The organism is Arthrobacter sp. UYCu723, from assembly GCF_054059215.1.
In genome coordinates, this window is the sequence record NZ_JBSSBW010000001.1 from 3,764,520 (window position 1) to 3,781,657 (window position 17,138).

The following is a 17,138-nucleotide window of genomic DNA, read 5'->3' on the forward strand; positions in this document are numbered from 1 at the left end:
AATACGCGCTGGCGGGCCGTTTGGCATGCCTGCCTGGCATAAGCGGCTGGCAGCTAGAACCAGTCACAAAGGAAACCAGAGGATACAGTGGCAACCACTAACGACATCAAGAACGGAACCGTCCTTAAGCTTGAGGGCCAGCTGTGGAACATCATTGAGTTCCAGCACGTCAAGCCCGGCAAGGGTGGCGCGTTCGTGCGCACCAAGATGCGCAACGTGATGTCCGGCAAGGTCGTCGACAAGACCTTCAACGCCGGGCTCAAGATCGAGACCGCCACGGTTGACCGCCGCGACTACCAGTACCTGTACCAGGACGGTGCCGACTTCGTGTTCATGGACACGCAGGACTTCGACCAGCTCACAGTCCCCGGTCCCACGGTGGGCGACGCCACCAACTTCATGCTCGAAAACCAGATGGTCAACATCGCCATCCACGAGGGCAACCCGCTCTACATCGAGCTGCCCCCGAGCGTCGTGCTCGAGATCACCTACACGGAGCCGGGCCTGCAGGGCGACCGCTCCTCGGCCGGCACCAAGCCCGCCACCCTCGAGACCGGTTACGAGATCCAGGTGCCACTGTTCGTCGAGAACAACACCAAGGTCAAGGTCGACACCCGCGACGGCAGCTACCTCGGCCGGGTCAACGACTAGTGAGTGCCCGCGGTAAGGCCCGGAACCGGGCCCTGGAGGTACTCTTCGAGGCAGAGCAGCGCTCCGTCTCGGCGTTCGATGTGCTGAAGTCCCGTCGCGAACAGACGGACCAGATCGTCAACCCGTACACCCTCGAAATCGTCGAGGGCGTCGTGTCGCACCAGCTTGCGATCGACGAGTTCCTGGAAACCTATTCGCAGGGCTGGACCCTGGAGCGGATGCCTTCGGTGGACCGCATCATCCTGCGGATCGGCACCTGGGAGCTGATCTACAACGACGACGTCCCGGACGGAGTCGCGGTGAGCGAGGCCGTGGCGCTGGCCAAGACCCTCTCCACGGACGAGTCGCCGTCGTTCATCAACGGCCTGCTCGGCCGCCTGCAGCAGCTGAAGCCTTCGCTGCTCGCCTGAATCAGGCAAGAGGAAACCCCGTCCGGCGCACACCGGACGGGGTTCTTTTTGTTGGAAGCTTCACTTTCCGCCGTCCCTTCCGCTAGCGGAGGACGGCGGCGCGGAGGGCGACGACGTCGGCCAGCTGCCGTTGTTCCTCGAGTTGGTGTGCCGGCACGTCCCGGCCGCTGAGGATCCGCTGCCGGGTGAAGGCAAGCTGCGTGGCGGCGTGCAGGAAGGCCTTCATCTGCGGTCCCCGGCCGATGGACGCGGCCCAGCGCAGGGCCGCACGACGACCGGCCCCGGTGGACAGCATTGCCACTTCCGCGGGCGTGAACCAGCCAGCCGCCGCGTACTCCTTGAGCCGCTGGCGGGTGAGCCTCCGCTCCGCCACCCGCAGCAGCACAATGACCACGACCGCCAGCAGGAAGATCGGCACCTGGACCAGGATGTATCGGGCCAGGAAGTCCTGTCCCATGCTGTTCCACCCGCTGTGCAGCAGCATCGCGGGGATCAGCCCCACGGCGAACGCGGCCACGGACAGGCCGGTGTGCCAGCGCCGCGCGGCGAAGCCCATGATGAGTCCCGTGGTCCCGGTGAAGATGGCGTGGGCGAAGGGCGACATGACACCGCGCAGGAAGATGACCACCGCGAGATCCGTTCCCGGGCTGCTGGATTCGGCGATGGCGCGGCCGAAGTACAGGATGTTCTCGGTGAAGGCGAAGCCGCCGGCGATCGTGAAGGCGAACACGACGCCGTCGACCGGGCCGTCGAAGTGCCTGCGGGCGAAGAGCAGGAGCAGCAGCAGGCCGAGGGACTTGGCGAACTCCTCAACCACCGGGGCCTGGACCGTGACGGCGAAAGTCCGGTAGTCCAGGCCCGAAGCCGGCCCGACGGCGAGCGAGAAGGCCGGCTGGACCAGCAGGGTCACCGAAATCGAGACGACCGCACCCCATATGAAGGCGAAGAGCAGCAGCCGCTGGGGCTCTGGCTCCCAGCGGTCGATGACGCGCACGGCGAGCAGGACGGCCCCCAGCGGCAGCAGCGACGCCACGAAGCCGATGACAAAGCCCGCGACGCCTGTGTTGCCCAGGACAAAGGGCAGCACCATGAACAGGCCGATGAAGCCGAGCACCCAACCGGCCGCCACGAGCCCGGCCACGCCGGCAGCGCTTCTGCCGGGGGCGCGTCGGCCGCCGCGGACCGCCGGAAGCGCGGCAGGCAGTGCGGCCTGGGGCTGGCCCCGGTGATTGGCCGGCGCCGGGCGGTAATGCTGTTCCGGGACTTGCCCCATCCAGCTGGGGTTGGCCTGTTGCGGCAACGGCGCGGGCGCGCCGGTACGGGGATCTTGGCCTGTCATGGACACGAGCCTAGGGTGCCTGCGCCCCGGCACCCAAGAGGCGGATCAAAGCCGGGTTGCCCTGGCCTCCGTGGGTGAGGCTTCTAAACGTGCTGGCCAGGGGCTGTCTTGGTGGGGGTCTAGGCAGTTTGCGGACGGAGAGGTGGAGGCCGGCATGCTCGGCCCGGCGGGCGAGAACGAGACGACGTGGGGATCTTTGAGCTGGCGGAAGCTGACTCGGCGTCGGACTGGGACCGGTAGGCGGCCACGACGTCTGCGATTGGCCACTGGTCGTGGGTGGTGACAAGGATGCGTTTGCCCAGGACCTCCGCCGCCAGCCGGGCCCCCAGAGGCCGGGCCTGCGCCGGTAAAACGGCCGATTCGTGGGCGTCGGGCAGCTTCTCAATGTCAGCCCCGGTGCCCAGATACCGTTCCCGGACCATATTCGGCTTGCCACCACCCGTGCCATCTCACGCAGGTACCAGTACGGCTTCCCGTTGATCGTCTTCATACAAACCAGCCATGACTTTAGGTCATGCAGTATTCCGGCCAAACAAACATCCGCCACGCCGCCAGCCGCGGTGGGATTCGCCAAAGGCTTCCGGAACGTGCGGGGGGTGCAATTCCGCCCTGCCCCTGCCCAGGCGTTTCCCGGCATGGGCGGGCTAGGCGCTGACCGAAGCCGTCAGGAACGGGAGCCATTCCGGGACGGGGTCGTCGAGGGGCGCTGGCCAGCCCGCCGGATCGTCCGTGTCTGCCGCGGGCAATGAGTCCCAGGCCGTGAATGAGTCCCAGGCCGTGAATTGGTGCCAGTCCGGGAAGGGGTCCGGGGGCAGTTCCGGTTCGGGATCCGGGCCGGGGTGCCCGGTTGGCGCCGGGTCCGGATGATGTCCCGGATCCGCGGGCAGGCCTTGGTCCGGGCCGGTGTCCGTGCCTGTGTCCGTGGTCAGGGTGTGGTGTGGCCAGTGGGGTGGTTCCCAGTCCTGGTGTTCGCTGGGGTGGTGCCGGCCTGAGGGTGAGGTCCACCCTGGTGGGTTGTCTTTGCTGGCTTCGGTTGGTGTCCAGGCGGAGCTGTGTTTGAGGCGGTGGTGTCTGGGGCAGGGCTGGCCGAGGTTGGAGATGCCGGTGTTGCCTCCGTCGGCCCAGGCCAGGAGGTGGTCTGCTTCGTTGTCCAGGGAGTGGTTGCTGCAGCCGGGGAAGGGGCACTTGCCGTCGCGGAGCCGGAGCCATTGACGCTGGGCCTTCGTGACGCGGTAGCTGGTCCGTCCGATTTCCAGGGGTGCGCCGTCGCGGGGGTCGGTCAGGACGCGGTGGAAGGAGTCGGCGCCGTCGGCGATCAGGCGGCGGGCCATCGACGGCGGGATCGGCCCGTACCCGTCCAGGGTGGCTGGTTCGTCGGTGGCGCCCAGGAGGGACAGGACCGGGACGGTGATCAGGACCTGCGCCCGCGGGGACGGGACACCCCCGGCCACGCCCCCGGCCACACCCGCGCCCGTGCCGGTTCCGCCGCCGGCCGTTCCGCCGCTGGTGGTGCCGGTGCCGGTGGTGTGGCTGGTGAGGAGCCAGGTGGCGGTGGTGTCGGCGCGGAGCTGGGGCAGCGGCCGGGCCTCGGCCGGGCCCTGGAGGGCGCGGGCGGCGGCGGTGGTCCGTTCCCAGATCCCTGCGGCGGTGTCTGCCGGGAGGTAGGCGGAGAGCCAGGCCATGCCGTCCCGGTCCGGGTGTAGTCGACCCGGCGGTCCTCGGCGCTTTTGGTGTGGCGTTTTTCGATGCTGACCAGGTGGTGGCGTTCCCGCCAGGCGCGTGCTTTGGCGCGGAACCGGGACGGGACGAGGTCCCCGGCCTGGCACCCGCGGGCGGGGTTGGAGGCGCCGGGGTCCAGGAAGTGGGCTTCCAGCGCGGCCGCTCCGGCGGGATCCAGGCTGGTGGTTTCGTCGACGATGATCCGGGCGTGGCCCCAGGAGATCGTCCCGGCCTGAAGGGCCGTCAGGGTCAGCGGCAGCGCCGTCGTCAGGGCCTGGCATTCGGACAGGAGGGCTCCGGCGGTCCGTTCGCTGACGGTCAGGACACAGGCGACCTCCGCGACCAGGGCCATCTCCTGGGCGGTGTGTTCCTGCGGGGACGCCGCGGGTGAGGCCAGGGCCCTGGTTGCCTGCACGTATTCGGCGGCCAGCCTCACCTTCAGCGCGGCGGTCCGGGCTTCCAGCCGGGCCACCTCGGCGAGACCGTCCAGGCAGGCATCCGCCAGATTCCGCAGCGGATCGGTGTCTCGCAGCGGATCGGCGCCGGGCGGATCAGTGCGGTCCGCGCCGGCGCCGGTGAAGGCAGCAAGCACAGCAGCGGACGCGGCGACGGCCGCCACGGCCTCCCTGCTTTCCGCACTCCAGGCTGTTCTGCTTTCCATACCCAAAGCATCTCAGGAGGCACCGACATTTTAGGGCGGCGCCGGCGGCAACTAGTCGTCGCCGTCCGTTCACGCTGGCCAGGACCAGCGCGAGTTTCCGGGTTGCGGCAGGGGCAGCGACGTTTGCCCTGGTCAGCAAGGGGGTTCCGTTTCCCGGAAGCGGCGGTGGTCCAGGGCCTTGGCCGGCCGGGAGTTTCACCCACCGGTCCGCCGCGGTGGCGGCCCCCATTTGCCGAAGGCCAGCTTCGAACACGGCGCGACGAAACGGTTCAGCGCCGCCAGCGCCAGATACGTGCCCACCGACCCCGAAGCGTCCGCCGCCGCGGCCCGACGTCGATCATCGCCGCCCCCAGGCGCTCCGGCTGTGACGCACACCGCCTCTCAACGGCCGCACCGGGGCAGGTCCGCGGCGGCCCGTGTGGTAATTTGAAAGGGCAAATGATCCTTTTTTAATTCCGTCCCGTGAGGCGGGGAAAGGGGAGACGAGCGTTGACTTCTGTTCCAGAAGCACCGGTTCCGGCCAAGGTTGTTCTTACCCGAGTGGTACTCAGCCAGGCGGACATCGACCGTGCACTCACTCGTATCGCCCATGAGATTCTCGAGTCCAACAAAGGCTCCCAGGACCTGGTCCTGCTGGGCATCCCGCGGCGGGGCTACCCCCTCGCCGTCCGGCTCGCCGAGAAGATCGCCGCCGCAGATCCCACCGTGGACGCCGCTGCGATCGTGGGCCAGCTGGATGTGACCATGTTCCGCGATGACCTCTCCCACCAGCCGACGCGGCCGCCGTACCCCACGCAGCTTCCGCGCACCGGGATCGACAACAAAGTCGTTGTGCTGATCGACGACGTCCTCTACTCCGGCCGTACCATCCGGGCCGCTCTGGACGCCATCATCGACCTCGGCCGCCCGCGGATTGTCCGCCTCGCCGTGCTGATCGACCGCGGCCACCGGGAACTGCCCATCCGCGCGGACCACGTCGGCAAGAACCTGCCCACCTCCTCGTCCGAAAAGGTCCGCGTCCGGCTCGAGGAAACCGACGCCGTCGACGGCACCCCCGTCAACGAGGTCGTCATCGAGGCCAGCGCATGAGGCACCTGCTCTCCACCGAAGACCTCAGCCTGCACGACGCCATCCGCATTCTTGACACCGCCGAGGAAATGGCGGCGGTGGGGGAGCGCGAAGTCAAGAAGCTCCCCGCGCTGCGCGGCCGCACGGTGGTGAACCTGTTCTTCGAAGACTCCACCCGCACCCGGATCTCCTTCGAAGCCGCGGCCAAGCGGCTCTCGGCGGACGTCATCAACTTCGCCGCGAAGGGCTCCTCCGTCTCCAAGGGCGAGTCCCTCAAGGACACCGCCCAGACCCTGGCCGCCATGGGGGCGGACGCCGTCGTCATCCGGCACTGGGCCTCGGGCGCCCCGCACCGCCTGGCCGCCACCGACTGGATCGACGCCGCCGTCATCAACGCCGGCGACGGCACCCACGAACACCCCACCCAGGCCCTGCTCGATGCCTTCACGATGCGCCGGCACTGGTCGAATCTCGCTGGAACGCCGTCCGCCGGCGCAGACCTGAAAGGCATGCGCGTCGCGATCGCCGGGGACGTGCTGCACTCGAGGGTGGCCCGCTCCAACGTCTGGCTGTTGCGCACCCTGGGCGCCGACGTCACCCTCGTCGCGCCGCCCACCCTGCTGCCGATCGGCGTCGAGAAGTGGCCCTGCACGGTCAGCTATGACCTGGACGAGACCCTCGCCCGGGGCGTGGACGCGATGATGATGCTCCGGGTGCAGGGCGAACGGATGAACGCCTCGTTCTTCCCCACCACCCGCGAATACTCCCGCCGCTGGGGATTCGACGACAACCGGCTCCGCGCCCTGGACAGCCTGGGCCTCAAGGACACCATCATCATGCACCCCGGCCCGATGAACCGCGGGCTGGAAATTTCCGCCGCCGCTGCGGACTCGCCACGCTCCACCGTGCTCGCCCAGGTGCGCAACGGCGTCTCCGTCCGCATGGCAGCCCTGTACCTGCTGCTCTCCGGCGACACCCGCGAACCAGCCGCCGCACCGGCTGCCGCACCTGTATCCGCGGCCGCGTCCCACGCCGCCAATCCGAACCTCACTTATTCCCACCAGGAGAGCCACTGATGGCCGAACAGCAACAGAACGCAGACACCACCGGCACCTACCTGATCCGCGGCGCCGCCATCCTCGGCGGAGCCCCCGAAGACCTCCTGATCCGGAACGGCGTCATCGCCGAACGCGGTCAGAACCTGTCAGCCGAAGGCGCGACCGTCCTTGAGGCCGCCGGGCTGGTCGCCCTGCCCGGCATGGTGGACATCCACACCCACCTGCGCGAACCCGGCCGCGAGGACGCCGAAACGGTCGAGACCGGCACCCGCGCCGCGGCCCTGGGCGGCTACACGGCCGTGCACGCGATGGCCAACAGCACCCCGGTGGCGGACACCGCCGGCGTCGTCGAACAGGTCCTGACCCTGGGCCGCACCGCCGGCTGGGTGGACGTCCGCCCGGTCGGTGCCGTCACGGTAGGCCTCGCGGGGGAGCAGCTGGCCGAACTCGGCGCGATGGCCGATTCCCGCGCCCGGGTCCGGGTCTTCTCCGACGACGGAATCTGCGTCCACGACCCCGTCCTGATGCGCCGCGCCCTCGAATACGTCAAGGCGTTCGACGGCGTCGTGGCCCAGCACGCGCAGGAACCCCGGCTCACCGCCGGCGCCCAGATGAACGAGGGCGAAGTCTCCGCCGTCCTCGGCCTCACCGGCTGGCCCGCCGTCGCCGAGGAAAGCATCATCGCCCGCGACGTCCTGCTCGCCCAGCACGTCGGCTCCCGGCTGCACGTCTGCCACGTCTCGACCGCCGGCTCGGTGGAAATCGTCCGCTGGGCCAAGTCCCGCGGCGTCAACGTCACCGCAGAGGTCACCCCGCACCACCTCTGGCTCACGGACGAGCTGGCACGCAGCTACGACCCGGTCTACAAGGTCAACCCCCCGCTGCGCACCGACGCCGACGTCCAGGCCCTGCGCGCCGCCCTGGCCGACGGCACGATCGACGTCGTCGGCACCGACCACGCCCCGCACCCGAGCGAACACAAGGAATGCGAGTGGGCGCAGGCAGCGATGGGCATGACCGGGCTGGAAACGGCGCTCTCCGTGGTGCAGCACACCATGATCGAAACCGGCCTGATGGGCTGGGCGGACTTCGCCCGCGTCACCTCCACCCTCCCCGCCGCCATCGGCCGACTGGAAGACCAGGGCCGCCCGCTCGACGCCGGCGAACCCGCCAACGTCATACTGGTGGACCCGGCTGCGCGCTGGACCGTGGACCCTTCTAAGATGGCAACCATGGGCCGTAACTCTCCGTTTGCCGGCCGGGAACTCCCCGGCAAGGTGGTGGCGACGTTCTTCAAGGGCCACCCCACCGTCCTGGACGGCAAGCTCAACACCCCGTACCGGTATCCGGCAGACGCACCGGAGACTGCAGCGGCGGGCCGCAACTGATGGACCGGCTGCTTCCCGGACTGTTGATGCTTTCACTCGCCGTCATCGTCATCGCCCTTCTGGCGCTCGGCTGGCGGAACCGCCTGCGCCGCCAGGCCGACGTCGACCCCCTGCCCGCGGTCCCCGCCGAACTCGGTGCTGCGCTGGCGGCGGCCGACGGCCAGTACGTGGCCTCCACCACCGCCGGTGACTGGCTGGACCGCATCGCGGTCCACAACCTCGGGCTCCGGACCAACGCCGGACTCAGCGTCCACCCCGAAGGTGTGCTCTTCGACCGCTCCGGCGCCGGCCCGGTCTTCATCCCCGCCGCCCGGCTCACCGGCGTCCGGCAGGAAAGCGGCATGGCCGGGAAGTTCGTCGAAAGGGACGGACTGCTGGTCATCAGCTGGATGCTGGGCACCCGTGAGCTGGACTCCGGGTTCCGCACCCGGAACGCCGGCGACAAGACAACCCTCCTCAACGCCCTGCAAGATTTGATCTCCGCGGCCCCCCAGGCCAATGCCGATAGTGGAAAGTAACAACGTGACGGACACTAACGAAGTGACAGAAACAGTAACAGCAGTGACAGAATCCGCTGCAGCTGCATCCACGCCCGCGGCCCTCGTGCTCGAGGATGGCCGGATCTTCCGCGGCACCAGCTACGGCGCCACCGGCACCGCCCTCGGCGAGGCGGTGTTCGCCACCGGCATGACCGGCTACCAGGAGACCATCACGGACCCCTCATACGCCCGCCAGCTCGTGGTCCAGACGGCACCGCACATCGGCAACACCGGCGTGAACACGGACGACGCCGAGTCCCGGCGGATCTGGGTGGCCGGCTACATCGTCCGCGACGCCGCCCGGCGCCCCTCCAACTGGCGCTCTGAGCGTTCCCTGGATGACGAGCTCGTCGAGCAGGGCATCGTGGGCATCCAGGGCGTGGACACCCGCGCCATCACCCGCCACCTGCGCGAACACAAGACCATGCGCGCCGGGATCTTTTCCGGCGAAGCCATCCGTGGCACGGACAAGGAACTCCTGGACGCCGTCCTGGCCAGTGCCCCGATGGAAGGCGCCCGCCTGGCCGAGGAAGTCAGTGTGGACAAGGCCTACACGGTCGACCCCAAGGACTGGGGCTGGGACGGCGAGCCGCGGTTCAGCATCGCCGCGATCGACCTCGGCATCAAGCGGATGACCCCGATCCGCTTCGCCGAGCGCGGCGTCCGCGTGCACGTGCTGCCGGCCACCGCGACCATTGAAGACATCACCGCCCTCAACCCGGACGGCGTCTTCATGTCCAACGGCCCGGGCGACCCCGCCACCGCCGACACCCAGGTCACACTGCTCCGCTCGGTGCTCGACGAGAAGATCCCGTACTTCGGCATCTGCTTCGGCAACCAGATCCTGGGCCGCGCCCTGGGCTTCGGCACCTACAAGCTCCGCTACGGCCACCGCGGCATCAACCAGCCCGTGCTGGACCGGCGCACCGGCAAGGTGGAAATCACCTCGCAGAACCACGGCTTCGCCGTAGACGCCCCGCTCAACGGCGCCACCCAGGCCCCCGAGGAGCGCTTCGGCCGCGTCGAGGTCAGCCACGTGAGCCTCAACGACGACGTCGTGGAGGGCCTGGCCTGCCTCGACATCCCGGCCTTCTCGGTGCAGTACCACCCCGAGGCCGCCGCCGGCCCGCACGACGCCGCCTACCTCTTTGACCGTTTCATCGAGCTGATGACGGACACGAAGAACGCGGGCTCCGCGGCCGCTGCTGCGTCCGACACGAAGACTTCCACCGAATCCAAGACTGAGGACAAGAAGTAATGCCCAAGAGAACTGACCTTAAGAGCGTCCTGGTCATCGGTTCCGGCCCGATCGTGATCGGCCAGGCCGCCGAATTCGACTACTCCGGCACCCAGGCACTGCGCGTCCTCAAGGAGGAAGGCCTCCGCGTCATCCTCGTCAACTCCAACCCGGCCACCATCATGACCGACCCGGAGTTCGCCGACGCCACCTACATCGAGCCGATCACCCCCGAAGTGGTCGAAAAGATCATCGCCAAGGAACGCCCCGACGCGATCCTGCCCACCCTCGGCGGGCAGACCGCACTCAACACGGCCATCGCGCTGGACAAGAACGGCGTGCTGGAGAAGTACAACGTCGAACTGATCGGCGCCAACATCGCCGCGATCGAACTCGGCGAGGACCGGGAGAAGTTCAAGGGCGTCGTGGAGCGCTGCGGCGCCGAATCGGCCCGCAGCCACATCATCCACACCATCGACGAGGCCCTCACCGCGGCCGAGGACCTGGGCTACCCGATGGTGGTCCGGCCCTCCTTCACCATGGGCGGCCTCGGCTCCGGCCTCGCCTACGACGAAAACGACCTCCGCCGGATCGTCGGCCAGGGCCTGCAGTACAGCCCCACCAGCGAGGTGCTGCTCGAAGAGAGCATCCTCGGCTGGAAGGAATACGAGCTCGAGATGATGCGCGACAAGAACGACAACGTCGTGGTCGTCTGCTCCATCGAGAACTTCGACCCGGTCGGCGTGCACACCGGCGACTCGATCACCGTCGCGCCGGCCCTGACCCTGACGGACCGCGAATACCAGCGGCTGCGCGACATCTCCATCGCCGTCATCCGCGAGGTCGGCGTCGACACCGGCGGCTGCAACATCCAGTTCGCCGTCGAACCTGACACGGGACGCGTCGTCGTGATCGAGATGAACCCGCGCGTCTCCCGCTCCTCCGCCCTCGCCTCCAAGGCCACCGGCTTCGCGATCGCCAAAATCGCCACCAAGCTCTCCCTGGGCTACACCCTGGACGAGATCCCCAACGACATCACGCAGAAGACGCCGGCCTCTTTCGAGCCGACCCTGGACTACGTCGTCGTGAAGGTCCCGCGCTTCGCCTTCGAGAAGTTCCCGGCCGCGGACCCCACCCTGACCACCACCATGAAGTCGGTGGGCGAGGCCATGGCCATGGGCCGCAACTTCACCGAGGCCCTGCAGAAGGCCCTGCGGTCCCTCGAGCAGAAGGGCTCCCAGCTGGACTTCAGCCACGTCCCGGAATGGGAAGTCCCCGAGCTGATCGAGAAGTCCAAGCGGCCCACCACGGACCGCCTGCACCAGGTCCAGCGCGCGCTGCTCGGCGGCGCCACCCTGGAACAGCTCTTCGAAGCCACTAAGATCGACCCCTGGTACCTGGACCAGCTCCAGCTGCTCAACGAGATCTCGCTCGAAATCCGCCAGGCCGCCGCCCTGACCCCGGAGATGCTGAAGCGCGCCAAGCGCCACGGCTTCTCCGACGAGCAGATCGGTGCCCTGACGCACAATTCCGAGGACGTCGTCCGCGGCGTCCGGCAGGCCCTCGGCATCCGCCCGGTCTACAAGACCGTGGACACCTGCGCCGCGGAATTCGCCGCGTATACGCCGTACCACTACTCCTCCTACGACGAGGAGGACGAGGTTGCGCTGCACGCCAAGCCGTCCATCATCATCCTCGGCTCCGGACCCAACCGGATCGGCCAGGGCATCGAGTTCGACTACTCCTGCGTCCACGCCTCGATGGCGCTGCGCAAGGCCGGCTACGAGACCGTGATGGTCAACTGCAACCCGGAAACCGTCTCCACGGACTACGACGTCTCCACCCGCCTGTACTTCGAGCCGCTCACGCTCGAGGACGTCCTCGAGGTCATCGCGGCCGAGGAGCGCACCGGCGGCGTGATGGGCGTCTTCGTCCAGCTCGGCGGCCAGACCCCGCTCAAACTCGCCCAGCAGCTCGCCGACGCCGGCGTGCCGATCCTCGGCACCTCCCCGGAAGCTATCGACCTCGCCGAGCACCGCGGCGCCTTCTCCCGGGTGCTCGACAAGGCCGGCCTCATCTCGCCGAAGAACGGCACCGCCGTGTCCTTCGAGGACGCCAAGAAGATCGCCGACGAGATCGGCTACCCGGTCCTGGTCCGCCCGTCCTACGTGCTCGGCGGCCGCGGCATGGAGATCGTCTACGACGAGCCCAACCTCTCCCGCTACATCGCCAACGCCACCGAGATCACCCCGGACCACCCGGTGCTGATCGACCGGTTCCTGGAGGACGCCGTCGAAATCGACGTCGACGCCCTCTACGACGGCACCGAGATGTACCTCGGCGGCATCATGGAGCACATCGAGGAGGCCGGCATCCACTCCGGCGACTCCGCCTGCGTGCTGCCGCCCATCACCCTGGGCAACAACGTGCTGGACCGCGTCCGGACCGCCACCCTGGCGATCGCCGAGGGCGTGGGCGTCCGCGGCCTGATCAACATCCAGTTCGCCCTTGCCTCCGACGTGCTCTACGTCCTGGAAGCCAACCCGCGGGCCTCCCGCACCGTGCCGTTCGTCTCCAAGGCGACCGGCGTCCAGATGGCCAAGGCGGCGGCCCTGATCGGCACCGGCGTGACCATCAACCAGCTCCGCACGGCCTACAAGATGCTGCCGGAAACCGGCGACGGCTCCACGCTGCCGCTGGACGCCCCGGTCTCGGTCAAGGAAGCCGTGCTGCCGTTCAGCCGCTTCCGCACCCCGGAGGGCAAGGTGGTGGACTCCCTGCTCGGCCCCGAGATGCGCTCCACGGGCGAGGTCATGGGCATCGACAAGCACTTCGACACCGCCTTCGCCAAGAGCCAGGCGGCCGCCAACAACGCGCTGCCCACCGAGGGCAAGATCTTCGTCTCGGTGGCCAACCGGGACAAGCGCTCGGTCATCATGGGCGTCAAGCGGCTCTCCGACCTCGGCTTCGAGATTGTCTCCACCGGCGGCACGGCGGATGTGCTGCGCCGCAACGGCATCCAGGCCACCCCGGTCCGGAAGGTCGCCGAAGGCTCCAGCGCCGAAGGGGAGGGCACTATCGCCGACCTCATCATCGCCGGTGAGATCGACATGGTCTTCAACACCCCCTCCGGTGGCGAGGCCCGCAGCGACGGTTACGAACTGCGTGCCGCGGCGACGTCGATCGGGATCCCGTGCATCACGACCGTGGCGGAGTTCAACGCCGCCGTCCAGGCCATCGAGGCGCTGCGCACCTATGAATGGTCCGTCACGAGCCTGCAGGAGCATGCCGCTGCTCTCGCGGTCTCGCAAAACACAGCTTCGCAGAATGCAATCTCTCAGAATGCCTGAGTCTCGCGCCGGGACCCCTGACACGGCCGGTGTCGGCCGGGAGTCGTTCGGCTCCCGGCTCGGCCGGGCCATGGCCGAGCGTGGTCCGCTCTGCGTCGGGATCGATCCGCACCCGTCGCTGCTTCAGCGCTGGGGGCTGAACGACGACGCCGCCGGGCTGGAGCGCTTCTCGCTCACCGTGCTGGAGGCCGTGGGTTCCCTCGCTGCCGCGGTGAAGCCGCAGGTGGCACTGTACGAGCGCCACGGCTCCGCCGGGATGGCGGTGCTGGAACGCACCCTCGCAGCAGCCGCGGAGGCCTCTGTGCTGACCATCGCCGACGCCAAACGCGGCGACATCGGCTCCACCATGGCCGCCTACGCCGACGCCTGGCTCCGGGACGGCTCCGCCCTGGCGGCGGATTCGGTGACGCTGAGCCCGTACCTCGGCTTCGAATCGCTCCGGCCGGCCCTGGACCTCGCCGCGCAGTCCGGACGGGGCGTATTCGTCCTGGCCCTGACCTCCAACCCGGAGGGCGCCTCCGTGCAGCACGTCGGCGGTACGGATTCCGTGGCCCGCCGGATCGTGCAGGCCGCAGCGGAGGAGAACCGCCGCTACTGGGCTGCTCAGGGCGCGGGGGAGCCGGCCGTTTGGCTGGGCTCCGTGGGCCTCGTGGTCGGCGCGACGGTCGGTTCCGCACTGACCGAGCTGGGGCTGGATCTGGCCGCAGTCCGGGGCCCGATCCTGGCCCCCGGCCTGGGCGCGCAGGGCGCCACGGCCGCGGATCTGCGGCGCACTTTCGGGGACGCCTATGGCCAGGTGCTGGGCACGTCCAGCCGGGACATCCTCTCCGCCGGACCGCGGATCCAGGACCTGCAGGACGCGGCCCGGCGCACTCTGGAGGAACTGCGCGCGGCCTAGGCATCGCGCAGGCTTCCCTGCGGGCAGCGCCGCTGTACTGGTCCATTGATTTCTGCCTCATCCAGACGGTAGGTTCAGGACACGTCCGCGGCACCGGTCCGGGCGCTGTTCGGCCCGTCCGGCCGGGCCGTTTCTGCGGCCCGGCAGACAATGCAGGGAGGACTTCAGTGAGTTTGCGACCCCTCACCCCGCAGGAGCGGGCCGACGCCCTGGGCAAGGCTGCCGCCGCCAGGACCACCAGGGCCGCGGCCAAGGAGCGGCTTAAGTCCGGGGAGCTCACCATCGCGCAGCTCCTCAGCGCCGGGGATACCGACGACGCCATCGCCCGGATGCGGATCATTGAACTGCTCGAGGCCCTGCCGGGGATCGGGCGGGTCCGTGCCGCCGCGATCATGGAACAGCTCGGCATTGCCGCCTCGCGCCGGGTCCGCGGCCTGGGCATCCACCAGCGCCGGGCGCTGGTAGATTTCATAGACGACAAATAGCTCGTTCCACCAGCTATGCCAAACACCGCCCGAAGGAATATGTGAGCAAGAAACCGGGACTGACAGTCCTCGCCGGCCCGACGGCTGTTGGTAAAGGAACCGTGTCCACCTACATCCGGGACAACTATCCCGGCGTCTGGCTCTCCGTATCAGCGACCACCCGCCCGCCGCGTCCCGGCGAGGTCGACGGCGTCCACTACTTCTTCAAGTCCGCCGAGGAATTCGACTGCCTGGTCGAGAACGGTGACCTCCTCGAGTGGGCCGTGGTCCATGGACGCAACCGCTACGGCACCCTCCGCAGCACCGTGGACGCCGCGATCACCGATGGCCGGTCCGTGCTGCTGGAAATCGATCTGCAGGGCGCACGGCAGGTCAAGCGGGCCGTACCGGAGGCCCAGTTCGTCTTCCTGGCGCCGCCGAGCTGGGACGAAATGGTCCGCCGGCTGGTGGGCCGCGGCACGGAAACAGCCGAAGAACAGCAGCAGAGGCTGGAAACCGCTAAACTAGAACTTGCCGCTGAACCGGAGTTTGACCACACCGTCATCAATGATGACGTTCGACGGGCAGCGGACGAGCTTGTTTCACTCATGGGGCTGACCCCGAACCCACGCTAGGCGCCGGGACGTATCGGCCCGTTAGAATTTGGAGAATTCGTGTCCACGAACCTTGAAGGCATCATCAACCCGCCGATCGACGAGCTGCTGAAGGCCGCCGATTCGAAGTACGGACTGGTGATCTTCGGCGCCAAGCGCGCACGTCAGATCAACGCCTACTACGCCCAGCTGCACGAGGGCCTGTTCGAGTACGTCGGCCCGCTGGTCGACACCAAGCTGAACGAGAAGTCGCTCTCCATCGCGCTGCGCGAAATCAACGAAGGCAAGCTCGTTTCCACGCCGATCGAACCTGCAGAGTAATTCCGCAGACGCAGACGGAGGCCACGTGCGCATAGTCCTCGGAGTCGGGGGAGGGATAGCCGCCTACAAGGTGGCGTCGCTCCTCCGGCTTTTTACTGAAGCCGGCCATGACGTCACGGTCATCCCCACGGAGGCCGCCACGCGCTTCGTCGGCGTCGCCACCTGGGAAGCCCTCTCCGGGCACCCGGTCAGCAACAGCGTCTTCGACGAGGTGCACACCGTCAACCACGTCCGCCTCGGCCACGAAGCCGAGCTGATCGTCGTCGCCCCCGCCACCGCCGACCTGCTGGCACGTGCCGCCACCGGCCAGGCCAATGACCTCCTCACCAACACCCTGCTTGTGGCCGGCGGCTGCCCGGTGCTGATGGCCCCGGCCATGCACACCGAGATGTGGCAGCACCCGGCGACCCAGGCCAACGTCGAGACGCTCCGCAGCCGGGGCGTCACCGTGCTGGAGCCCGCCTCCGGCAGGCTGACCGGATCAGACTCCGGACCGGGCCGGCTGCCCGAACCCGAGGCCATTTTCGAAGCGGCCCTGGCCCTCGCCGGTGCGCCGGCGATTTCCGGCACCGCCCCGCTGACGCCGGACGCCGTGCTGGTATCGGAGCCCCCGACGGAGCCTGCGTTGGCTTCCCGGCCTACGGCCACCAGGCCACTGGCCGGACTGACCGTTACCATCAGCGCCGGCGGCACCCGCGAACCGCTGGACCCGGTACGTTTCCTCGGCAACCGTTCCTCCGGCAAGCAGGGCGTGGCGCTGGCCGCCGCGGCCCGCGACGCCGGCGCCAGGGTACGGCTGCTGGCCGCCCACATGGAGGTACCGGCGCCCGCCGGCGTCGAACTTGTCCAAGTCGAGACTGCCCTGGAGTTGCGGAAGGCGGCCCTGCACGCGGCCGCCGACTCCGACGTCGTCATCATGGCCGCCGCCGTCGCCGACTTCCGCCCGGCGGACGTCTCCGGCACCAAAATCAAAAAGCGCGACGACGTCGCCGATCCCGTCATCTCCCTGGTCCGCAACCCGGACATCCTGCAGGAACTCGTGGAAGTCCGCTACGCGGCCTCCCGGAACCAGCTGATCGTCGGCTTCGCGGCGGAGACCGGGGACGCCGAAGGCGACGTGCTGGAGTACGCCGAAGCCAAGCTGCGCCGCAAGGCCTGCGACCTGCTCGTGGTCAACCAGGTGGGCAAGGACCGGGTCTTCGGCGAGGACACCAACTCCGTAGTCATCCTTTCCCGCTCCGGCTCCGAACCCCAAGAGGCGTCGGGTTCCAAATCCGACGTCGCGGCTGCCGTCATTGACCGCATCAGCGCCGAGTTGAGCCGGGTTGTCCCGCCGGCCTGAGCCCTGGCGTCATCAAGGTCTCCTTAGCATGGGGACACACGCCGCCGGACGTCCGTTTTCCAACCAGTAAGGTAGTTGA

14 protein-coding genes and 1 pseudogene are annotated in these 17,138 nt (G+C 68.6%); 13 read left to right on the forward strand and 2 right to left on the reverse strand.

Annotation, left to right across the window (positions count from 1 at the left end):
- Positions 1 to 87 precede the first annotated feature (87 nt).
- Together efp and nusB are read left to right on the forward strand one after the other, a co-directional pair.
- Positions 88 to 651, forward strand: coding sequence for an elongation factor P (gene efp, locus ACVWZ8_RS17660; RefSeq protein WP_136322650.1), 564 nt, complete (start codon positions 88 to 90; stop codon positions 649 to 651).
- Positions 651 to 1,061 (forward strand): transcription antitermination factor NusB, encoded by a 411-nt coding sequence (nusB, locus tag ACVWZ8_RS17665; RefSeq protein WP_426978091.1) that lies wholly within the window; start codon positions 651 to 653, stop codon positions 1,059 to 1,061. Before efp ends, nusB begins: the two co-directional genes overlap by 1 nt.
- Positions 1,062 to 1,143: 82 nt before the next feature.
- On the opposite strand, the gene ACVWZ8_RS17670 is transcribed toward nusB, so the two are convergent.
- Positions 1,144 to 2,400 carry a PrsW family intramembrane metalloprotease gene (locus tag ACVWZ8_RS17670; protein WP_426978089.1) on the reverse strand — a complete coding sequence of 419 codons (1,257 nt, stop codon included), beginning with the start codon at positions 2,398 to 2,400 and terminating at the stop codon, positions 1,144 to 1,146.
- Between the two features lie 644 nt (positions 2,401 to 3,044).
- Positions 3,045 to 4,780, reverse strand: a pseudogene (locus ACVWZ8_RS17675) (DUF222 domain-containing protein).
- A 489-nt stretch (positions 4,781 to 5,269) separates the two neighbouring features.
- On the opposite strand from ACVWZ8_RS17675, the gene pyrR reads away from it, so the two are divergent.
- The 11 genes from pyrR to ACVWZ8_RS17730 all read left to right on the forward strand — a co-directional run bounded on the left by pyrR (position 5,270) and on the right by ACVWZ8_RS17730 (position 17,059).
- Complete coding sequence (pyrR, locus tag ACVWZ8_RS17680; RefSeq protein WP_426978088.1) at positions 5,270 to 5,869, forward strand: bifunctional pyr operon transcriptional regulator/uracil phosphoribosyltransferase PyrR; 600 nt, start codon at positions 5,270 to 5,272, stop codon at positions 5,867 to 5,869.
- Positions 5,866 to 6,924: an aspartate carbamoyltransferase catalytic subunit gene (locus ACVWZ8_RS17685; RefSeq protein WP_456505354.1), complete on the forward strand. Its 1,059-nt coding sequence runs from the start codon at positions 5,866 to 5,868 to the stop codon at positions 6,922 to 6,924. The genes pyrR and ACVWZ8_RS17685 overlap by 4 nt, the downstream gene beginning before the upstream one ends.
- The gene (locus ACVWZ8_RS17690; RefSeq protein WP_456505355.1) at positions 6,924 to 8,294 is read left to right on the forward strand and encodes a dihydroorotase; all 1,371 of its coding nucleotides are present in this window, start codon (positions 6,924 to 6,926) and stop codon (positions 8,292 to 8,294) included. Before ACVWZ8_RS17685 ends, ACVWZ8_RS17690 begins: the two co-directional genes overlap by 1 nt.
- Positions 8,294 to 8,812 carry a PH-like domain-containing protein gene (locus ACVWZ8_RS17695; protein WP_456505356.1) on the forward strand — a complete coding sequence of 173 codons (519 nt, stop codon included), beginning with the start codon at positions 8,294 to 8,296 and terminating at the stop codon, positions 8,810 to 8,812. The genes ACVWZ8_RS17690 and ACVWZ8_RS17695 overlap by 1 nt, the downstream gene beginning before the upstream one ends.
- Positions 8,793 to 10,091: a glutamine-hydrolyzing carbamoyl-phosphate synthase small subunit gene (gene carA, locus ACVWZ8_RS17700; protein WP_426978084.1), complete on the forward strand. Its 1,299-nt coding sequence runs from the start codon at positions 8,793 to 8,795 to the stop codon at positions 10,089 to 10,091. The genes ACVWZ8_RS17695 and carA overlap by 20 nt, the downstream gene beginning before the upstream one ends.
- A complete protein-coding gene (carB, locus tag ACVWZ8_RS17705) occupies positions 10,091 to 13,420 on the forward strand; it encodes a carbamoyl-phosphate synthase large subunit (protein ID WP_426978083.1) in 3,330 nt (1,109 codons plus the stop codon). The genes carA and carB overlap by 1 nt, the downstream gene beginning before the upstream one ends.
- On the forward strand, positions 13,413 to 14,318 hold the full coding sequence (gene pyrF / locus ACVWZ8_RS17710) for an orotidine-5'-phosphate decarboxylase (RefSeq protein ID WP_456505357.1): 906 nt from the start codon (positions 13,413 to 13,415) through the stop codon (positions 14,316 to 14,318). The genes carB and pyrF overlap by 8 nt, the downstream gene beginning before the upstream one ends.
- Positions 14,319 to 14,485: 167 nt before the next feature.
- Positions 14,486 to 14,803: an integration host factor, actinobacterial type gene (gene mihF, locus ACVWZ8_RS17715; RefSeq protein WP_426978081.1), complete on the forward strand. Its 318-nt coding sequence runs from the start codon at positions 14,486 to 14,488 to the stop codon at positions 14,801 to 14,803.
- Positions 14,804 to 14,844: 41 nt separating this feature from the next.
- Positions 14,845 to 15,417, forward strand: a complete 573-nt coding sequence (gene gmk, locus ACVWZ8_RS17720) for a guanylate kinase (RefSeq protein ID WP_426978080.1) — start codon at positions 14,845 to 14,847, stop codon at positions 15,415 to 15,417.
- A gap of 39 nt (positions 15,418 to 15,456) precedes the next feature.
- On the forward strand, positions 15,457 to 15,717 hold the full coding sequence (gene rpoZ, locus ACVWZ8_RS17725) for a DNA-directed RNA polymerase subunit omega (protein WP_011692102.1): 261 nt from the start codon (positions 15,457 to 15,459) through the stop codon (positions 15,715 to 15,717).
- 25 nt (positions 15,718 to 15,742) lie between these two features.
- Positions 15,743 to 17,059 (forward strand): bifunctional phosphopantothenoylcysteine decarboxylase/phosphopantothenate synthase, encoded by a 1,317-nt coding sequence (locus ACVWZ8_RS17730; RefSeq protein WP_426978078.1) that lies wholly within the window; start codon positions 15,743 to 15,745, stop codon positions 17,057 to 17,059.
- Positions 17,060 to 17,138: the final 79 nt, after the last annotated feature.

Coding starts and splice junctions, on each gene's coding strand:
- ACVWZ8_RS17685 (WP_456505354.1), top strand. CDS start 5,866: ATGAGGCACCTGCTCTCCACCGAAGACCTCAGCCTGCACGACGCCATC.
- carA (WP_426978084.1), top strand. CDS start 8,793: ATGCCGATAGTGGAAAGTAACAACGTGACGGACACTAACGAAGTGACA.
- ACVWZ8_RS17690 (WP_456505355.1), top strand. CDS start 6,924: ATGGCCGAACAGCAACAGAACGCAGACACCACCGGCACCTACCTGATC.
- carB (WP_426978083.1), top strand. CDS start 10,091: ATGCCCAAGAGAACTGACCTTAAGAGCGTCCTGGTCATCGGTTCCGGC.
- pyrF (WP_456505357.1), top strand. CDS start 13,413: ATGCCTGAGTCTCGCGCCGGGACCCCTGACACGGCCGGTGTCGGCCGG.
- ACVWZ8_RS17670 (WP_426978089.1), bottom strand. CDS start 2,400: ATGACAGGCCAAGATCCCCGTACCGGCGCGCCCGCGCCGTTGCCGCAA.
- ACVWZ8_RS17695 (WP_456505356.1), top strand. CDS start 8,294: ATGGACCGGCTGCTTCCCGGACTGTTGATGCTTTCACTCGCCGTCATC.